Source organism: Citrobacter sp. Res13-Sevr-PEB04-36 (genome assembly GCF_015672735.1).
Taxonomy (GTDB): domain Bacteria; phylum Pseudomonadota; class Gammaproteobacteria; order Enterobacterales; family Enterobacteriaceae; genus Citrobacter.
In genome coordinates this window covers 155,007-174,767 of record NZ_JADABY010000029.1, presented here as the reverse complement: position 1 = coordinate 174,767, position 19,761 = coordinate 155,007, and the positions used below count along the sequence as shown (strand labels likewise).

Genomic DNA, 19,761 nt, shown 5'->3' with positions numbered 1-19,761 from the left:
TTTATTTAATCGACGTTCAGCGCGTCATTTACCAGATCTTGTTGCTGCTTCTGGTGAACGGACATATATCCTACTGCCGGTGAGGCAGAGGCCGGGCGACCTGCGTAACGCAGAGCAGACCCAAATGGAATCACTTCACGGAAATGATGCTGGCTGCAGTACCATGCGCCCTGGTTGAGCGGCTCTTCCTGGCACCAGACAAAATCATGTACGTGAGCGTACTGTTTCAACACGTCCTGCATCGCTTTGTGCGGGAACGGATAAAGCTGTTCGATGCGCACAATGGCAACATCTTTCTGACCATTCTTGCGGCGCTGCTCCAGCAGGTCGTAATAAACCTTACCAGAACACATTACGACGCGCTTCACGCCTTTCGGATCCAGTTCATCAACCTCGCCAATGGCTGGCAGGAATGTACCGTTCGCCAGTTCGTCCAGCGTGGACACTGCCAGCGGATGACGCAGCAATGATTTCGGTGACATCACCACCAGCGGACGACGCATGCCGCGCAGCGCCTGACGACGCAGCATATGGTAAACCTGTGCCGGGGTAGACGGGACGCAAACCTGCATGTTCTGCTCAGCGCAAAGTTGCAGATAACGTTCCAGACGCGCGGAGGAGTGCTCCGGACCCTGACCTTCATAGCCGTGCGGCAGCAGCATCACCAGACCACACATACGGCCCCATTTCTGCTCGCCAGAGGAGATGAACTGGTCGATAACCACCTGAGCACCGTTGGCGAAGTCGCCAAACTGCGCTTCCCAGATGGTCAGCGTGCGCGGCTCAGCCGTCGCATAACCGTATTCAAATGCCAGTACCGCTTCTTCAGACAGGACGGAATCCCACACGCGGAACGCGCCCTGACCGTTATGCACATGCTGCAGCGGCGTATAGGTTGAACCGTTCGCCTGATTATGAATCACCGCATGGCGGTGGAAGAAGGTCCCACGACCAGAGTCTTCACCAGACAGACGTACCGGAATACCTTCGTCTACCAGCGTGGCGTAGGCCAGATTCTCAGCACCACCCCAGTCGAACAACTTTTCGCCGGCGGCCATTGACTGACGGTCACCGTAAATCTTGGCGACGCGCGACTGCATTTCAACCGCTTCAGGAACAGTACTGATGCGTTTTGCCAGCTCCTGCAAACGCTTCATTTCAACCTTGCTTGGGTAGTTTTCGTCCCATTCGTGGTTGAGGTACGGTGACCAGGTGAAAGAATGCATATTCATTGGACGCCACTCTTTCACTACGCATTCACCCGCATCTAACGCATCGCGATACAGGTTGACCATTTCGGTCGCGTCTTCCAGCGTGACGACTTTACCGGCTTCCAGCTTGTCAGCGTAGATTTTGCGCGGCGTCGGGTGTTTTTTGATTTTCTGATACATCAGCGGCTGGGTTGCGCTCGGCTCGTCGGCTTCGTTATGGCCGTGACGGCGGTAGCACACCAGATCAATGAACACATCGCGTTTAAAGGTATTACGGAAATCTAACGCCAGACGAGTGACGAAAGCGACCGCTTCCGGATCATCCGCGTTGACGTGGAAAATCGGCGCCATCACCATCTTGCCGATATCGGTACAGTACGGCGTAGAACGCGCATCCAACGGGTTAGATGTGGTGAAACCGACCTGGTTGTTGATAACGATGCGAACGGTACCGCCCACTTCATAACCGCGCGCTTTCGACATGTTCAGGGTTTCCTGAACCACGCCCTGCCCGGTTACCGCCGCGTCACCGTGAATAGTGATCGGCAGAACTTTATTGCTGCTCGGCTCATCCAGTCTGTCCAGACGCGCACGAACGGAACCGATAACCACCGGGCTGACGATTTCCAGGTGCGACGGGTTAAACGCCAGCGCCAGGTGAACTAAGCCGCCTTCGGTTTCGATATCCGATGAGAAGCCCATGTGGTACTTCACGTCACCGGTACCGAGGTGTTCTTTATGTTTGCCCGCAAATTCATCGAACAGTTCTTGTGGGCGTTTACCCAGCACGTTCACCAGTACGTTCAGACGACCACGGTGCGCCATGCCCAGAACCACTTCACGCGTGCCGCTGTTACCAGCATGGCGAACCATCTCTTTGAGCATCGGAATTAACGCATCGCCGCCTTCCAGCGAGAAGCGTTTAGCACCCGGGAATTTCGCCCCCAGGTAGCGTTCCAGACCTTCTGCTGCGGTCAGTTCACTGAGGAAACGTTTTTTCTCTTCGCCGCTGAACGCCGCGCGACCGGATTCGATACGCTGTTGAAGCCAGCGTTTCTCTTCAGTGCTGGTGATGTGCATATACTCGGCGCCAATCGGGCCGCAGTAAGTTTGCTTCAGTGCTTCCAGTAACTCGCCCAGCTTCATCGTGTCTTTGCCACCGGCAAAAGAACCGACATTAAAGCTTTCCTGGAGATCGGCCTCGGTCAGATCGTGGAAAGACGGATCCAGATCGGCGACGTTTTCTTGCTGCCACAGTCCCAGCGGATCGAGATTCGCTTGCTGATGACCGCGGAAACGGTATGCGTTGATGAGCTGCAGGACTTTAACCTGCTTCACATTGGCATCAGGGTCGGAAATAGAAGAAGAGTAACGTGGGGTAGCCAACGCCTGACGACGGAAATAATCACGCGTTTTTGAATGGAGTTGATCCGGTTTGACTCCGGTACCAGGTAACTGCTGGAACGTCGAACGCCAGTTAGCATCTACCGAGTCAGGGTCGGTTAAGAAGTCTTCATAGAGCTGTTCTATCCAACTCTGGTTCGAACCAGAGAGGTAAGAAGAGTCCAACCAGGCTTTCAAAGCGCTGTTCTGCATCGTGATCCCTTAAGCATCTTTTCTGCTTATTTAATACTCTAAATAGTTCACGTTTCAGGAAGGCGGCAAGCTTGCGAATCCCCGGGAGCTTACAGCCAGTAAGTGACCGGGGTGAGCAAGTGCAGCCAACGCACATGCAACCTGAACTATGACGAGTATTTCGCCGTGGATACTACCACGCATACGCGTATGCGTGCCGGGGTTCACTTGCGAGCTCTTTTTGTTTGGCTCGCGAAGGAACCTTTAAAAACTGTCAGAGATAAGAGGCAGTTTTTAGAGGTTTCCTGCACTTACTGTAGCCGGATGGCGCTTCACTTATCAGGCCTACGGGATTGTACCTGTAGGCCGGATAAGACGTTTACGTCGCTATCCGGCAACAACTACTTATGCACTACGCTTCAGCAGCATCGACTTAATATGGCCGATGGCGCGCGTCGGGTTCAGCCCCTTAGGACATACACTGACGCAGTTCATGATGCTATGGCAGCGGAATACGCTGAAAGCGTCACTTAGCCCTTCCAGGCGGCTGTCGGTTTCGGTATCGCGACTGTCAATCAGGAAGCGGTACGCAGCCAGCAGACCTGCCGGGCCAATAAACTTGTCCGGATTCCACCAGAATGACGGGCAGGACGTTGAGCAGCATGCACATAAAATACATTCATACAGCCCATCGAGCTTCTCACGCTGCTCAGGCATTTGTAAATGCTCACGAGCCGGTGGATTTTTCCCATTATTCAACAAGTAAGGTTTAATCTTCTCATACTGTGCGTAGAATTGCCCCATGTCTACCACCAAATCGCGCACCACCGGTAAACCCGGCAACGGGCGGATGACAATTTTCTTGCCAGGCTGATTCAGTGCAGAAATAGGTGTGATACAGGCCAGACCATTTTTGCCGTTCATGTTCAGACCGTCGGAGCCACACACCCCTTCACGGCAAGAGCGACGGAACGACAGTGACGGGTCTTTTTCTTTCAGCTGCATCAACGCATCCAGCAGCATCATGTCGCGACCTTCTTCCGCTTCCAGGGTGTAATCCTGCATATGCGGAGCATCGTCTACGTCCGGGTTATAACGATAAACTGAAAACTCGAGTTTCATTGTCCTGTCTCCGCATTAATAAGTACGAATCTTCGGCGGGAATGCCGGGCGCAGTTTCGGTTCCATGTTGACCTGACGTCGCGTCATGGATTCCGATTCTGGCAGGTACAGGGAATGGCACAGCCAGTTTTCATCATCGCGTTCCGGGAAGTCGAAGCGGCTATGGGCGCCACGGCTTTCGGTACGGAAGTTCGCAGACACCGCCGTGGCGTATGCAGTTTCCATCAGGTTATCCAGCTCCAGGCACTCAACACGCTGGGTATTGAACTCGCTGGAGGTATCATCCAGACGGGCATTTTTCAGACGTTCGCGAATCGCCTTCAACTCTTCAAGGCCCTTCGCCATCGCATCACCTTCACGGAATACCGAGAAGTTATGTTGCATACATTCCTGCAGCGCTTTACGGATGACCACCGGATCTTCGCCATCACGGTTACCGTTCCAGCGGTTCAGGCGTTCCAGAGAAGCATCAATCTCGTCTTCTGTGGCATCACGAAGGTCGCCCTGCTCGGCGATAGATTCCTGCAGATGCAGACCGACCGCACGACCGAACACCACCAGGTCCAGCAGCGAGTTGCCGCCCAGACGGTTGGCGCCGTGAACCGAGACGCAGGCGATTTCGCCCACCGCAAACAGTCCAGGAATCACCACGTCTTCCCCCTGCTCGTTCACCGTCAACGCCTGGCCGGTCACTTTGGTCGGCACGCCGCCCATCATGTAGTGGCAGGTTGGGATAACCGGAATCGGCTCTTTCACCGGGTCAACGTGGGCAAAGGTACGGGAGAGTTCAAGGATACCCGGCAGACGGGATTCGAGTACCTCTTTACCCAGATGGTCGAGTTTCAGCTTGGCGTGCGGGCCCCACGGGCCGTCGCAACCACGACCTTCACGGATTTCGATCATGATGGAACGCGCCACCACGTCACGACCCGCCAGGTCTTTCGCATTCGGGGCATAACGCTCCATAAAGCGCTCGCCGTGTTTGTTTAGCAGGTAGCCACCTTCACCACGGCAGCCTTCGGTAACCAGAACCCCTGCCCCGGCGATACCGGTTGGGTGGAACTGCCACATCTCCATATCCTGCACCGGAACACCAGCGCGGATTGCCATGCCAACGCCGTCACCGGTATTGATATGCGCGTTGGTGGTGGACTGGTAAATACGGCCTGCGCCGCCGGTCGCCAGCACGGTGGCGCGGGCTTTGAAGTAAACCACTTCACCGGTTTCGATACACAGGGCGGTACACCCAACCACTGCACCATCGGCGTTTTTCACCAGGTCCAGCGCGTACCACTCGGAGAAAATAGTGGTGTGGTTTTTCAGGTTCTGCTGATACAGCGTGTGCAACAGCGCATGACCGGTACGGTCAGCTGCCGCTGCAGTACGTGCCGCCTGCTCGCCGCCGAAGTTTTTCGACTGGCCGCCAAACGGACGTTGATAGATGGTGCCATCGTCAAGACGTGAGAATGGCAGGCCCATATGGTCCAGCTCCAGAATCGCTTCCGGGCCGGTCTTACACATATATTCAATCGCGTCCTGGTCACCAATGTAATCCGACCCTTTAACGGTGTCGTACATGTGCCATTCCCAGTTATCTTCATGGGTATTACCAAGCGCTACGGTGATGCCACCCTGCGCGGAAACGGTATGGGAACGGGTTGGGAACACTTTGGAGAGCAGCGCACAGGTCTGGCCGCTCTGGGAAATTTGCAGCGCCGCGCGCATACCTGCGCCACCGGCACCAATCACAACAGCATCAAATTCTCTGACTGGCAGTTTCATTACACACCCCACACCACAACGAATCCATAAATGACGTAAACCACCAGTGCAACGACGATAGCAAGTTGCAAAATCAGGCGCACGGCCAGTGGTTTAACGTAGTCGGTCAACACCTGCCACATGCCAATCCAGGCATGAATCAAGATAGAAAACAGTGCCAGCAGGGTGAAGACTTTGGTGAATGCCGATGAGAAGAAACCGGTCCAGATTTCCCAGGTCAGCGTGCCACTGGTGGCGAAAAAGCCGACCATATAGATGATGTATAACGTCAGAACGATAGCGGTAGCACGGACCAGAATGAAGTCATGTACGCCGTTGCGTCCTAATGCGGAGGCATTGCTTACCATACGAGGACTCCTGCGAGAAGTGAAAGCACGACAATGATAACAAAAGAAATTTTGGCGGAACGCGTCCCTGCTTCGAGGGTTTCTTCGATGTAGCCAAAATCCATCAACAGATGGCGAATGCCCATGACGGCGTGGTAGGCCAGCGCGACCAGAATCCCCCACAGAATTAACTCCACAAAGAAGTTATTCATAATGGAAGACGCCGCGAGGAAACCTTCAGGGGAGGAAAGGCTGGTACCCAATAACCACAACAGTATCCCGACCGCCACGAAGGTGATCACTCCAGATACGCGATGGAGAATGGACGCTATCGCCGTGATTGGGAACCGAATCGTTTGCAGATCCAGATTGACAGGTCTTTGTTTTTTCACATTTCTTATCATGAATAACGCCCACATGCTGTTCTTATTATTCCCTTTGGACTTCGGGTACAGAAGATGAAGACTCCTGCGCCTGAAAGACGACGGGGTTTCCTTCCTCCGGTCTGCGTGCGGGTCAGACAGCGTCCTTACTATAACTACGCGTCATATAAAACACTGCTTCCAGTTGCTAAAACGACACGTTACAACGCTGGTTGGCTCGGGATTGCAGGGTATTCCGGAGACCTGGCGGCAGTATAGGCTGTTCACAAAATCATTACAATTAACCTACATATAGTTTGTCGGGTTTTATCCCGAACAGTGACATAGGTCACGATAACAACATTATTTTAATTTTCAATCATCTGATTTGACAATCATTAAACAAACTTGTTACAAACGACACCAGAAAAGGCATATAATGCGTAAAAGTTATGGGGTCACTCTTTCACCGATGGGTAAGTTATGTAACAGTGTGGAAAGGTTGACCAATGAATTCAGTACAGTTATTAGTGTAGACAGGTTTAATAATTCGGATTGCTAAGTTGTTGATTTGTTGCTAATTCACCATGAGTTAACTGATTTACCTGCAAGCGCCCATTGCTCTGTACCCTGGTTTTCTCCTCTTTCGCAGAGCGGCGAGCCGAATAACAAAGTGGTAACGGTTAATTGATGAGTTGAAACAGATCCCACCTGAGTAGTCTTAAGCAATAAGGCGCTAAGGAGACCGTAAATGGCTGATACTAAAGCAAAACTCACACTAAACGGTGATACTGCTATCGAACTGGATGTGCTAAAAGGCACGCTCGGTCAGGACGTTATTGATATTCGTAGTCTTGGCTCAAAAGGCATGTTTACTTTTGACCCAGGTTTCACCTCTACCGCATCCTGCGAATCCAAAATTACGTTCATCGACGGTGACGAAGGTATTTTGCTGCATCGCGGCTTCCCGATTGACCAGTTGGCAACCGAATCCAACTATCTGGAAGTGTGTTATATCCTGCTGTACGGCGAAAAACCGACGCAGGAAGAGTACGACGAGTTCAAAACCACGGTCACTCGCCATACCATGATCCACGAGCAGATCACCCGTCTGTTCCACGGTTTCCGCCGCGACTCCCACCCGATGGCCGTAATGTGCGGCGTTACCGGGGCGTTGGCTGCGTTCTACCACGACTCGCTGGATGTGAATAATCCGCGTCACCGTGAAATCGCCGCTTTCCGTCTGCTGTCCAAAATGCCAACCATGGCAGCAATGTGTTATAAATATTCCATCGGACAGCCGTTCGTGTACCCGCGTAATGACCTGTCTTACGCCGGTAACTTCCTGAACATGATGTTCTCCACACCGTGCGAAAAATATGAAGTGAATCCGATCCTGGAACGCGCCATGGACCGTATTCTGATCCTGCACGCCGACCACGAACAGAACGCCTCAACCTCTACCGTACGTACCGCGGGCTCTTCTGGCGCTAACCCGTTTGCCTGTATCGCTGCTGGTATTGCTTCGCTGTGGGGACCGGCACACGGCGGCGCAAACGAAGCTGCACTGAAGATGCTGGAAGAAATCAGCTCGGTTAAACACATTCCGGAATTTGTTCGCCGTGCGAAAGACAAGAATGACTCTTTCCGTCTGATGGGCTTTGGTCACCGTGTTTACAAAAACTATGACCCGCGCGCCACCGTGATGCGTGAAACCTGCCACGAAGTGCTGAAAGAACTGGGCACCAAAGATGATCTGCTGGAAGTGGCGATGGAACTTGAGCACATTGCGCTCAATGACCCGTACTTCATCGAGAAGAAACTGTACCCGAACGTAGACTTCTACTCCGGCATCATCCTGAAAGCGATGGGTATTCCGTCCTCCATGTTCACCGTTATCTTCGCCATGGCGCGTACCGTTGGCTGGATTGCACACTGGAACGAAATGCACACCGACGGCATGAAAATCGCCCGTCCGCGTCAGCTGTATACCGGCTACGACAAACGCGACTTTAAAGCTGATATTAAGCGCTAATTGTTCAGGCCACCGGATAATTCCGGTGGCTTTTTTCAGTTCCCGTCCTGTTCCTTGCATTCACCTCTTCAATATTATTTCTCCTCGCTTACTCGCACTTTAATATATTTAATTGAGCGTAATTCCAACCATATTTAATATAGCATTAATTGCCAATACATTATTTGATTTTTAAATTCATTAACTATTTAATCCAGCCTTATAAAGCACAGCACTGGATTAAATGGCATGGGTGACCTTATTTATCTGAAAATAACAGGTGAGCGACAAGGCGAGATCTCTTCTGGTTGCGGTACCGAGGCATAGGTTGGAAATCGCTGGCAGGAAAATCATCCTGATGAGATTTATGCTTTTTCACTCTCTAACGGATTAGTTAATACAGGTTCAGGTGTTAATACCCAGGCGTTAAGATTTGAAAAATTAATTGATAAAAGTACGCCATTATTTATTAACGCCATCAATAATAATGAACGTCTGTTTATTGGAATTGATTTCTGGAGAATAAACAGATTCGGCAGGTGGGAACGCTACTATTATATTCAATTAAGAAATGCTTCGGTAAAAAGCATACAAACCTATGTGGCCCTAAACGCGCTGGATACCGAAGAAATTGCGGTGTCGTATGACTATATTCTTTGCAAGCACCTGATTGCCAATACGGAGTTTGACTATCTGGCATTGCCTGCTGAGTACAATCGTTTGTTTATACCGCCCCGCAATCAGCCGGCTAGTTCGATAATACCCGTTGCGAACCGTCCTTCCACCCCAGCACCCCACATTCCTGCAATCACACCGGTCTATGCCAAATCCTGCCTGAAAGAGAAAGGCTGTACAGACGCCGGGAGCCGTGAAGAATCGGCTGAAAACTTCGGTCAGATGGCGGTTTTCGCACAATCTTCCGTCGATGATTGTTGCGGATATGCGCAGCCCGCAGAAGCCTCGGCTGCGCTGCCTATCCTGGGTAGGCTGACGCAGGTGTGGGGGGAATGGTCACTCAGTGGCATTCTCAGCGCCGCACGCGGCGTTCCTTATATCGGAGCATTGGCTTCTGCACTGTATATTCCGTCCGCGGGTACAGACAGTGCACGCGTTCCCGGACACGATGAGTTTTGGTATGAAGAAGAACTGCGGAAAAAGGCGCTGGTAGGTGGCACAGCTACAACCCGGGTTCGTTTTTTTTGGGGAACCGACATTCACGGTAAATCGCAAGTCTACGGCGTGCATACCGGCGAGGGTACTCCGTATGAAAACGTGCGCGTCGCAAATATGGTGTGGAATGATGAACATCATCGCTATGAATTTACGCCTGCCCACGACGCAGACGGACCGTTAATCACCTGGACGCCTGAAAATCCCGCGACGGGTGATTTACCTAAGCATACTGGAAGTGATGTTCCACCGCTTGATCAGCCAACCATTCTGGTAACACCCATCCCGGATGGCAAAAATGAGTACACCACGCCACCGTTCCTTGTGCCGGATGTCGCCGATTTTAACGATTATATTCTGGTCTTTCCGGCCGATTCAGGCATTCAGCCGATTTATATTTATCTCAGTGAGAGAAAAACATCTTATACTCATGGGCATAAGCACTATCCTCCCAAAAATAGACCTTGGGAAGAAGTAATAAAAAACACGAAGTCTGGTCCAGCAAAATTCAAACCAGAAGTCAATATCGAATCTGTAGATCAGAATGTATGGGAGAATGGTACTCCAACGACTAATGGACAAAACTGGAAAGTTAAAGAATTCAATAACGTCCAAGGCGCTTACAAAGGGAAAGAAACGACATGGGTGGTTACCAAAGAGCCACAGGGAACTATTCACTCTCATCCGATAGGTTCAAATGAGGCCAGAAAGTTAATAAAATGAAAAATGATTACAATATTTTAGGAAAAAACTATCACATTGAAAAGGTTAACAATATTTATGATGAGTTGTCTGGTTTAGATTTTACCAAAAAGGTATCAGATGAGGTCACTCGGCTAGATGAAGATTTGTTGCAACTGGTTTTTAACGATAAGTTAATCATAGATGTTGGTTGGTATCCCCCATTTGATGAAAATGGAGAGTTTATTATTCAGATGATCCTGAATAGTGACTGGGAAAACCCTTCAGTAACAATATCTTCCGGTTGGGATAAAAATGAGCCGATTGAAAAATTAAACAAGGTTTTAGGTCAGTTGCCTTTCATTTTAAAAGCTGAATAACCATTTCAAAACCAAATAACAGCACTCTGCAAAGCCTCTTATTATTAAGTTGAATATATGAATCATCTTAAGCAAAAACTCGAAGACTACACCGAAGCCGAATTCATAGAATTCCTGAATGAATTAATTGAAAACCCTAATAATCTGAAGGGAAGAGAATTTGAATCTCACAGTAATATGTTAGTCAACCACTTCGATAAAATAGTGAATCATCCGGAAGGTAATGGTTTGATTTTTTATCCCCCAGATGGCAGGGAAGATAGCCCACACGGTGTCTTTGATTTTGAATCTAAAAATGGATACTGCCGGAGCGGTTTTCCACCTACAATCAGTCAGGAATGGTCTGTCTTCGGGCATGCCTGGAATGATGCTGTCGACGATTTATTCAGATAACAGGCATCAATACCCGATCACCGGTTAGTCCGTTTTTATTGATACCTGATATTTTTTTCAGCGTACTTTTTCTCTATGCTGTATCAATACGTTAAACGCAGCATATAACTCGGGAGCATGGGATGCGTGTTTTGCAATGGAGCCTATTATTTCTGCTATCGCTCCTGCTTTCCCTGCTCTTTCTGTTTATCCATCTTCCTGGACCACTGCTGCTCGGTTCGATGATCGTCGGCATTATCTTCAGTATGCGCGGCATCGCACTACATCCTCCTCGCTGTACGTTTCTTGCCGCACAGGCGATTCTCGGCTGCATGATTGCGCAAAACCTCACGGGCTCTATTTTTACTACGCTGGCGGCACACTGGCCGATGGTGATTGCCATCCTGCTGGCGACCCTTATATCCAGCACCGCAATTGGCTGGCTGCTGGTTCGCTACAGTAATCTACCAGGGAACACCGGTGCATGGGGCTCGTCACCGGGTGGTGCGGCGGCAATGGTCGCCATGGCACAGGAGTATGGCGCTGATATCCGTCTGGTGGCGTTTATGCAGTATCTGCGCGTACTGTTGGTGGTCGGTGCGGCTGCACTGGTCACCCGACTGATGATGGGCGACCAGGCGCAAACTGTAAGTGAGCAAATGGTTTGGTTTCCGCCGCTGAGCAGCAATCTGTTCAGCACCCTGGCGCTGGCCGCCGTTGCTGGCATGGCCGGGCGCTTACTGCGCATCCCCTCTGGCGTGATGTTGCTGCCGATGCTGGCAGGCGCAATGCTAAATGCCGGTGGCGTGATGGTAATCGAACTGCCGGAGTGGCTGCTGGCGATAGCGTATATGGCCATCGGCTGGCAAATCGGCCTTGGCTTTGACAAACAGATCTTTTTAATGGCATTGCGCCCCCTACCGCAGATCCTGTTGTCCATTTTTTCACTGATGGCGATCTGCGCCGCTATGGCCTGGGGACTGGCGCATTACATGCAAATAGACTTTCTCACCGCCTATCTGGCGACCAGTCCTGGTGGCGTGGATTCTGTTGCGGTGATTGCCGCAGGGAGTCACGCCGATATGGCGCTGATCATGGCAATGCAAACCCTGCGGCTGTTCAGTATTTTGCTCACCGGGCCGGCCATCGCCCGGTTTATCTCGGCACATGCGCCGAGAAAGCCGCCGTCTTAACGCGGAGCGTTAATCCGGGTGCCCAATCTCCGTCACGGTCGTTCCGGATTTATCCACGGTTAACATAAACTCGGTCATACCACCCGGAAAATTCTGCGTAATATGCAGATTGTTTTTGCCTTTCCAGACATATTCCACGAGATCCGTATCCCCAAGATTTTCTATTTTACGATCCTTACCTGGGGTCAACGTGGGCGTCAGGTTTTGACGGTCCGACCGCGCTTTTCGCAGTGCCTGATACGTATCTTCCAGCGTCATCGCAGGATAAAAACAGCGGGTCAGCGCACCATGCTCATAGACATATTCCATATCGCGCGGCCCGGACTCACATTGAGGGGCTACCGACTCATCGGCGCTGGCCAACGCGGAAAAGGAACCGGTTGTTGTAATAAGTAAGGCTGTACAAAAAAAACGATTAGCATCCATATTCCACACCAGCTCATTTCCCTGAAGTCGTTTTATCGTCAGGAAAACACCTGTAAATCACAGATAATCCTGAAAGCACGCAGTTTAAGCAATATAGATGTCTTACACAACAATTAAACAACCAGATTCCTCGCCATCAATCCGATGGCTAGTTTAAATTATACTTAAAGCCAACTCTTATCTGATATTCATTTTTTGTATCATTGCCATCCTGGTATTTATCCAGATAGCCAAGTTCGAAGAATGGATAAAATCGCGGAGTGGTATGAAAATTAAAAACAAAATTATGCTGGAGCGTATGATTTTTTCCATTGGCATAAACAAATTTATCGCTATGGGTTTTACTGTAGTACGTCGGGTTATATTGCACCCAGAAATTTGGGGTGAAATATTTTGTTAAATAAATATCAACACGGTGTTCTGAGGAATCATCCCAGTCACCCTGCAATGTTTCGCTGTCATGATTCTGATGATTATAGCGGTAACGTAATACAGCTCCCAACGTAGGATCAAAGTGATAACCTACACCGAAGTAAGGATCAACGCGAGACCCTGCGGATTCCCAGTGAAAAACGACACCCGGCTCAAGCCAGAACTGACTATCTCCGACTGGAAAAGGTTTATTAAATTCAGCTTCCTGATAGCTGCTTTTCCACTGATCCATATTTTTACCTAAATCAGCATCGGTCTCAAAACTCCAGTACATACGCTTAAATATACTGTCAGGATCCTGCACCACGCCGGTTAGCATCAGTCTTTGTAAAAAACCTTTGCTTGCAGTGCGATATTGCGTTCTTGGCGCAAAGTAGACGGTAGTAAAAGGTGTCGACGTTACCTGTGGAGCCGTAGTTGTATTAACATTATTATCCGCAAAAACACCAGCGGAAGGCATGAGCAATACGGCCAATAATGTGGCCTTATTAATATAATTGTTGTTCACTTTATAATCCTTGCCGATACAGAGATAAAATCCCCCTACATAATAAAAATATAATTATTTAGCAGAGGGGTGGGTAATTACCAGTAACTATTCCAGCATGATGTTGCTCGAGCGAGTGCTTCCATCAGAAAATAATCCCCCCATGCACAACACTCATTGACTCCAACATTACCTTTAAAATAATAAACAGAGTGTTTTAATAATCCCTCACCTTCTTTATGTGTCTGGTTAAGATAACTATCGAGCATACGTTCAATCATGCGCAATGCCAGAGTTTCGTAGCTTTCACGGTCTTGATGCGTCACGGGCAGTTGTTTCACCAATTCCAGCAACGCACAGGCGAGAATAGCGCTGGCGGAACTGTCCTTTTCACTGTTGGGATCGGTCAACGCCAGATCCCAGTAGCAAATCAGGTCTTCCGGTAGGCGATTGATAAAATAGTTTGCCAGTGTCAGGCTCAGTTCCAGCAGTTTATCATCACCGGTATACAGGTAATTCAGCAGAAAGCCGTACACTCCCCAAGCCTGCCCACGGGACCAGCAGGAATCATCGGAGAAACCCTGGTGAGTATTCCCGAATCGCGGCTCTCCGGTGTCAACATCCATGTAATACGTGTGAAACGTCGAACCATCATCACGCACAATATAACGTCTGGCTTGCTCAATATGCCTCTTCGCCGCCTCGGCATAGCGCGGATCGCCGGTTGACTCACTTGCCTGATACAGCAGCGGCAGATTCATATTGCAGTCGATAATCATCCTGCCCTGCTGCTCGGGATTATCCAGCTCTCCCCATGCCTGAATAATGCCGCATTTATCGTGATAACGCTCCATCAGCGCTTCCGCCGCCTGCTGCGCAATATACTTCGCCTGTCGGTCGCCAGTCAGTTTATTGGCGGCAATGCAAGAAAGGCTGTACAGAAAGCCCAGGTCATGATGATTGGTGCAATCGCGTGTGGCGATGCGCTTGCCAAAGGAATGAACGTGCTGTTCAGCCAGCTCACGGTACGCTGACTTTCCCGTCCATTCCCAGGCTAGCCACAGTTGCCCGGTCCAGAAACTGGTCGTCCATTCCTTATTGTCGATTATTGGATACACGCCATTTTTACAAGCAGCATCAGGAAAACGCTGACCAAAATAAATGCTGTTACGGTCGATGGCGTTTAAAATTACCGGCATCGCTTCCCGGATTTTCAGTGCAATGCCGTCCCTTTCTCCGGGACGAAAGGCATAATGGGCAATCGATTCTTTACGGATAGACTCAGACATAATTCTCTCGTTTTCTCTGCTTTAGTGAATAGCTTCTTGCCCCTGGGGCGAAGTAATTGCGGCTTTTTTATGCTGATAACAAGTGGACAGTGTGATGGCAGATATTCCGGTAAACACCAGCGCAATCACGCCCATAATCAGATAGGTATGTTCAAAACCGATGGTTTGATAGGCATAGCCCGCAGGTGGCGCTACGACGATGGAACCGACATAAATCATGGCCTGATAACCCAGCAAGTACATTGTCGCGTTGACGCGTTTATCAAAATGCTCGGCGATGTACTTGAAGACCGAAACCAAAATCAACGCAATTTCAATTCCATATAGCGGTTTGACCAGGCAGATAATTAGCGGATCGTTGGTTAAACCAGAAATAATCAGGCGCAAGCTGATGACCAGCCCAGTCAGGATCATCCCCTGCTTTGCGCCAATGCGGTTAATAATGGCAGGTACCAACATCATGCCGAAGAATTCAGCAGCAGACTGTGCGGTACTCATATAGCCAAACATCGCATTCCCTTCCTCTTTGGTGCTAAAGAAGGTAACGAAATAGCGGGAGAACTGCTGCTCGGCGATAAACATCATCCATGCGACCCCTGCAATATACAGCGCAAAGGTCCAGAACTTTTTATTGCGCAACAGTTCGAACACATCGCCAATCACAATCTTCTCTTTCGACAGTACGTCGTTCTCTTCCTGGCCAAAGTGATCAACTTTCAACGTCAACAGAACCGCAAACATACACAGAGCAGAAACGCTACTGATGACAAAGTTAATTTTTGGCGAGATGTTATAGAGAAAGCCTGAGAACGATGATGCCGTCGCCCAGCCCAATGCCGCCCACATGCGGATGCGGCCAAATTCCATGTCATACAGGCGACTAAAACGGTCAACATAGGACTCTTCCGCCGCCACACCAGCATACCAACCAAGGCTGAAAAAGAGCGCGCCAACAACCATCCCACTGATAAAGTGGGTTTGTAATAACGGCAAGTAACACCAGATGAAAAAAGGTGCCATCAAGGCCGACACAATGCAGACAAAATAGAGCAGGTGCTTTTTCATGCCCATTTTATCCATGATGTAGCCGTAAACAGGTTTGATAATCACGGCAAAAACGCCGTTAACGGCAAACACCGTGCCGATCTCCACACCATCCAACCCGGCTTTATCTCCGAGCCAGATAGCGTAAAGGCCAAAACTTGCAGCCCAGGTAAACGTAAATAAGAAAACAAACAGACTGAGTTTGATGTATGCCGAACGCGTCGACTGAACAGGGTTAGTCATTATTTTTCTCCGCACATGCGTCAGTTATTTTATTTCCAGCATTTTCGAATCCAGCATCAGCACCTGATTGCCGCAGTCGAACGCCATGATTACCGGCGGCGGCAAAGACGAATGCATCGTGGCATTGATGGCACAGGCCAGCCAGTGGGCGCCCGGCGTGAGCGTGGTGCTCAGACATGGGATCTCTCCCGGTGAGGCATACAAAATATTGCTATTTGGTGGCGTGGTCACCGTCAGTGGCTGGCGCGTTGTCAGAAGATCAACTATCTGACACACTCCGGTGCGGGTGGTAAGCGTCAGCTGGTTTTCCGAGGTATCGTTATGCGTGAGCTGGTGACGGTTAACCGCAAATCCGCCCTCCACACAATCAAGTGTTCTCTGAGTCTCTACACGATGAATACGAACATGCCCGTATTCATGGGGAATAAGCCAGGTCGTGACAATCACATCAGACCACGGGCGCCACACGCTTCGGATTAGCGCATCCGTCATTTCAACAGACTCGCACTCACGACGCCCACGCCAGTAATTGTCCTGTTCACTGAACATCAGCATGGAGTCACAGGCGGCATGATTCAGGCCATAGATCCCGCGTTCGAGGGTAAAACCAAAGTGGCTGGAGTAGGCAAACTTGCCGTACTTAGCATCAAAATTCACAAAATTATTGCGATCGTACTGCCCGGACATCAGCAGCGAGGCATGGCGGTTACCATCGCTATGGATAATAAATTGCCCGGCTTCCTTGATGGGATGCACAATGTTAAGTTCAGGCAATTCTGCAGGTTCTGCCTGCCAGAACGCACTCTCCTCCGGCAGCGCCAGAATCAGTAATGCTTTGCACGCAGTACGGTGAACCGGGACTGTTGTAATCTTCGGTCATCACCAGATTAGGGTAGGTATAGCCAAGAGAAAACAGCCCATCATGCCCAATAAACGGTTGTGCCATCCACCAGTCAAGGTGACGCAATATTAGCCCTTTGACCACCGACGTGGAAAAGACATCCAGCCCGGTAAATGCCACCGCGCTCCAGAAAGCGACCTGCACGAAACGATAGGTTAAGCTGCGACCAAACGGGATGGCATTACCGTCGCAAGTAAAATAATGGATGTAATCTTTAGCAAACTGACGTGCGCGCTGGCGATAGCGCAGGCAACGTTCCGGATCAACATCCTGCATAAAGTGGCTGTAGAGCAGGCTGTAAAAATGAAAACCGCTGGAAATGTAATAATCACGCGGCTTGCCAGCACCATCGGAATACCAGCCATTGCCGAGCCAAAAGGGTTCTATGGCATTGAGATGCTTATCAACCACCATCATGTCGTAATGACATCCCACACACTTCAGCCCTACCTGTACCAGCACAGGGAAAAAATGCCAGTTGTTGTCGGGTATCTGAATATCCGCACTTTGGCGTAACCAGCACGCCAGATTGCGTTGCTCATCGGTTGTTAACGAATCCCATAGCCCGGTATTCGGCAGCGCCAGCGCAAGACCAAAAGCGGCCATTTCAACACAGCGCTGATCGTTATCGACCAGATTCCCCCAATAGTTTGGATGTTCAGGATCGCAGCCATGACGAATACCGCGAATAAATGTCTCACGATAATCACTCGCCTCTCCCCCGCTCAGTAAAGGCGCCAAGATCCACAGCAGACGAGCGAAGCCCTCCATCCCGGCAATCTCCGCCGGATACTGTGCAGATGTTTCTCCTATGTACAGGCATGTGTTACTGCGTGCGAGATGGGGGATGGCTGATGCCAACCATTGCTGCGCCTTCTCTACATATTTTTGCCTTTCTTGCATAATGAAACCTCGTTTCATTTGATGAAGTATTGGGCGCATAATAAGGATTAGGGCAGACACACAAATGTGATAATTGTCTTATTTCCGCACAACTCCGGTTATGAAGAACAACATTCATCGATTTTGTGCGGCTAAAATTCGATTACGGTGATAAAAACTTAAGTTTGTTCACATTGTCAGGTGGAACATAAATGCAGCAGACGGAAGACAGTAGCTATCTTGAGCACATTAGTCTCAACGATAAGTTTATTTACTTTAATCGTATGACGAATATGCCGGCCAATTACTATCACTGGCATCAGTGTGTGGAGATTTTGTCGGTCTCTCAGGGGGTTGGGATCGCGCTCATGGAGCATCAGCAGTACACCGTCAAACCTGGGCGTATTTTTATTTTCCCACCGGGAAAGCTACATAAAGTATTTGTCGAACAGGATGCCCGCAATATTTATCACCGTACAACTCTACACTTTAACAGTCCGCAGATTGAGCAATACCTGCGGGATTTTCCGCGTCAGCAAATGCTGCTGCGTCAGCTGTGTGCGCGGGGAGAGAAAGCGCGGGTATTTGATGTCGGTGACGTGCAGCCGGTAATTGAAACCCTACTGAGCCGCTTTGAAGAACAGCTCAGAAGCCAGACCTTCAGCATCAGTGACAGCGCATTTCTGGTAATGCAGCTCATTAGCCTGCTACCACATCAAGCTCAGGCCACAGGACAGAATACATTTTCGGTCAGCATCATCCGCTGGATAGAGACACACTTTCATCAGCGTTGCTCACTGGAGGATATCGCCTGTGAGATGGGGTGCTCACGCGGGCATGCTTCTCGCCGCTTTCATGAGGAAACCGGCGGTACAATCCAGGAGTATCTGATGATGCGCCGCATTCGGCAGGCCTGCGAGCTTCTGCTACATAGCAGCAGCTCAGTACGCGAAATTGCCGGCCAGGTCGGATTCTCCGAGTACGCCTGGTTTATTACCTGCTTTCGTAAAAACATGGGCAAAACGCCGCTGCAGTATCGCAAAACGTATGCTTCGATATAGCTCTACTTTTGGCATCCCGGACACCAGTAAAAGGGCCTTGACGACAGCATGGTTTTTTCAATAATCCCGCCGCATCGCTCGCAGGCTTCGCCGTCGCGGTGAAAGACCTTAAAGCTAAACAGCGCGCCGTGATGCTTATTCTCATCGGCCAGCCCACGAGTGTTATAGGATAAACGAGGAATATCGAGCAGCGCCTGCGCCAATGCGTCCAACTGTTGCTCGCTTAGCTGCGACGCTTTATGTTGACCCGTCAGCCCAACCTGCCAGAGGATCTCTACCCGCAGGTAGTTACCTAATCCCGCAAGAAACGCCTGATCCAGCAGCAAGCCGGAAAACTGCCGGTTGCGAAAACGCGATGACAGCAGACGTGTTTTGACTTCAGCGGGCGTTAAGTGCAGATCCAGCACGTCCGGCCCTACCCGCTGCAGGAAGGGGTGGATAGTGAGCTGTTCCGGCGTCAGCATTTCGATATCCGACGCGCTATAGAGCAGGATAGTTTTATCGGCGGTTTGCAGCCTGACGCGCAGCACCCGGGTAGTCTCCGGGATATTCCCCGTGTCCACTACCCGCCAGACGCCGTACAGTTGATTATGGCTATATAACGTCAAACCATTGGAAAAGTGGGTGAGTAAGGCTTTACCCCGCGTTTCGAGCTGAGTAATACGCTGCCCAATCAGTTGAGATTGATACGGTTTTAACTGCTCAAAGGCAAACCAGACATCCGTCAACGGTTTGCCTTTGACTGCCGCCTCCAGGGTATCCGCCGCGCGGCGGATCTCCGGGCCTTCAGGCATAATACTGTCCTTTG

Annotated in this window: 17 protein-coding genes and 1 pseudogene; 6 read left to right on the top strand and 12 right to left on the bottom strand. The window is 50.1% G+C overall.

The annotated features are described in order from the left end of the window. Positions 1-5: 5 nt before the first annotated feature. The 5 genes from sucA to sdhC form a co-directional block, all read right to left on the bottom strand. Entirely contained in the window at positions 6-2,807 is a 2,802-nt protein-coding gene (gene sucA, locus IMQ48_RS08770) for a 2-oxoglutarate dehydrogenase E1 component (RefSeq protein ID WP_196208712.1), read from the bottom strand. Between the two features lie 384 nt (positions 2,808-3,191). Then, on the bottom strand, positions 3,192-3,908 hold the full coding sequence (sdhB, locus tag IMQ48_RS08765; RefSeq protein ID WP_032948848.1) for a succinate dehydrogenase iron-sulfur subunit SdhB: 717 nt from the start codon (positions 3,906-3,908) through the stop codon (positions 3,192-3,194). Between the two features lie 15 nt (positions 3,909-3,923). After that, positions 3,924-5,690, bottom strand: a complete 1,767-nt coding sequence (sdhA, locus tag IMQ48_RS08760) for a succinate dehydrogenase flavoprotein subunit (RefSeq protein ID WP_181618928.1) — start codon at positions 5,688-5,690, stop codon at positions 3,924-3,926. Beyond that, positions 5,690-6,037 (bottom strand): succinate dehydrogenase membrane anchor subunit, encoded by a 348-nt coding sequence (gene sdhD, locus IMQ48_RS08755; RefSeq protein ID WP_115259050.1) that lies wholly within the window; start codon positions 6,035-6,037, stop codon positions 5,690-5,692. The genes sdhA and sdhD overlap by 1 nt, the downstream gene beginning before the upstream one ends. After that, the gene (gene sdhC / locus IMQ48_RS08750) at positions 6,031-6,435 is read right to left on the bottom strand and encodes a succinate dehydrogenase cytochrome b556 subunit (protein ID WP_167817543.1); all 405 of its coding nucleotides are present in this window, start codon (positions 6,433-6,435) and stop codon (positions 6,031-6,033) included. The genes sdhD and sdhC overlap by 7 nt, the downstream gene beginning before the upstream one ends. A gap of 694 nt (positions 6,436-7,129) precedes the next feature. Here sdhC and IMQ48_RS08745 point away from each other — a divergent pair. The 5 genes and pseudogenes from IMQ48_RS08745 (at position 7,130) to IMQ48_RS08720 (ending at position 12,188) form a co-directional block, all read left to right on the top strand. Further along, positions 7,130-8,413, top strand: a complete 1,284-nt coding sequence (locus IMQ48_RS08745) for a citrate synthase (protein ID WP_115259051.1) — start codon at positions 7,130-7,132, stop codon at positions 8,411-8,413. 228 nt (positions 8,414-8,641) lie between these two features. Further along, positions 8,642-10,285: pseudogene (gene tssD, locus IMQ48_RS08740) on the top strand (type VI secretion system tube protein TssD). Next, the gene (locus IMQ48_RS08735) at positions 10,282-10,623 is read left to right on the top strand and encodes a hypothetical protein (protein ID WP_196208711.1); all 342 of its coding nucleotides are present in this window, start codon (positions 10,282-10,284) and stop codon (positions 10,621-10,623) included. Before tssD ends, IMQ48_RS08735 begins: the two are co-directional and overlap by 4 nt. 57 nt (positions 10,624-10,680) lie before the next feature. Further along, a complete protein-coding gene (locus IMQ48_RS08730) occupies positions 10,681-11,016 on the top strand; it encodes a bacteriocin immunity protein (protein WP_230326335.1) in 336 nt (111 codons plus the stop codon). Between the two features lie 122 nt (positions 11,017-11,138). Further along, positions 11,139-12,188, top strand: a complete 1,050-nt coding sequence (locus tag IMQ48_RS08720) for an AbrB family transcriptional regulator (RefSeq protein WP_196208710.1) — start codon at positions 11,139-11,141, stop codon at positions 12,186-12,188. 9 nt (positions 12,189-12,197) lie between these two features. Here IMQ48_RS08720 and IMQ48_RS08715 read toward each other — a convergent pair whose 3' ends face one another. The 6 genes from IMQ48_RS08715 to IMQ48_RS23020 all read right to left on the bottom strand — a co-directional run bounded on the left by IMQ48_RS08715 (position 12,198) and on the right by IMQ48_RS23020 (position 17,913). Next, a complete protein-coding gene (locus IMQ48_RS08715; RefSeq protein WP_196208709.1) occupies positions 12,198-12,614 on the bottom strand; it encodes a hypothetical protein in 417 nt (138 codons plus the stop codon). A gap of 148 nt (positions 12,615-12,762) precedes the next feature. Next, positions 12,763-13,554, bottom strand: coding sequence for an oligogalacturonate-specific porin KdgM family protein (locus IMQ48_RS08710; RefSeq protein ID WP_196208708.1), 792 nt, complete (start codon positions 13,552-13,554; stop codon positions 12,763-12,765). Between the two features lie 77 nt (positions 13,555-13,631). After that, positions 13,632-14,822, bottom strand: a complete 1,191-nt coding sequence (locus tag IMQ48_RS08705; RefSeq protein WP_196208707.1) for a glycoside hydrolase family 88 protein — start codon at positions 14,820-14,822, stop codon at positions 13,632-13,634. Positions 14,823-14,843: 21 nt separating this feature from the next. Then, entirely contained in the window at positions 14,844-16,109 is a 1,266-nt protein-coding gene (locus tag IMQ48_RS08700) for an oligosaccharide MFS transporter (protein WP_196208706.1), read from the bottom strand. A gap of 24 nt (positions 16,110-16,133) precedes the next feature. Next, positions 16,134-16,883 carry a hypothetical protein gene (locus IMQ48_RS23025; RefSeq protein WP_230326334.1) on the bottom strand — a complete coding sequence of 250 codons (750 nt, stop codon included), beginning with the start codon at positions 16,881-16,883 and terminating at the stop codon, positions 16,134-16,136. Next, on the bottom strand, positions 16,876-17,913 hold the full coding sequence (locus IMQ48_RS23020) for a DUF2264 domain-containing protein (protein ID WP_230326333.1): 1,038 nt from the start codon (positions 17,911-17,913) through the stop codon (positions 16,876-16,878). The genes IMQ48_RS23025 and IMQ48_RS23020 overlap by 8 nt, the downstream gene beginning before the upstream one ends. A gap of 191 nt (positions 17,914-18,104) precedes the next feature. Between IMQ48_RS23020 and IMQ48_RS08690 the strand changes: the two genes are divergently transcribed. Then, positions 18,105-18,953: an AraC family transcriptional regulator gene (locus IMQ48_RS08690; protein WP_196208705.1), complete on the top strand. Its 849-nt coding sequence runs from the start codon at positions 18,105-18,107 to the stop codon at positions 18,951-18,953. A gap of 2 nt (positions 18,954-18,955) precedes the next feature. Here IMQ48_RS08690 and nei read toward each other — a convergent pair whose 3' ends face one another. Further along, the gene (gene nei / locus IMQ48_RS08685) at positions 18,956-19,747 is read right to left on the bottom strand and encodes an endonuclease VIII (protein WP_196208704.1); all 792 of its coding nucleotides are present in this window, start codon (positions 19,745-19,747) and stop codon (positions 18,956-18,958) included. Positions 19,748-19,761: the final 14 nt, after the last annotated feature.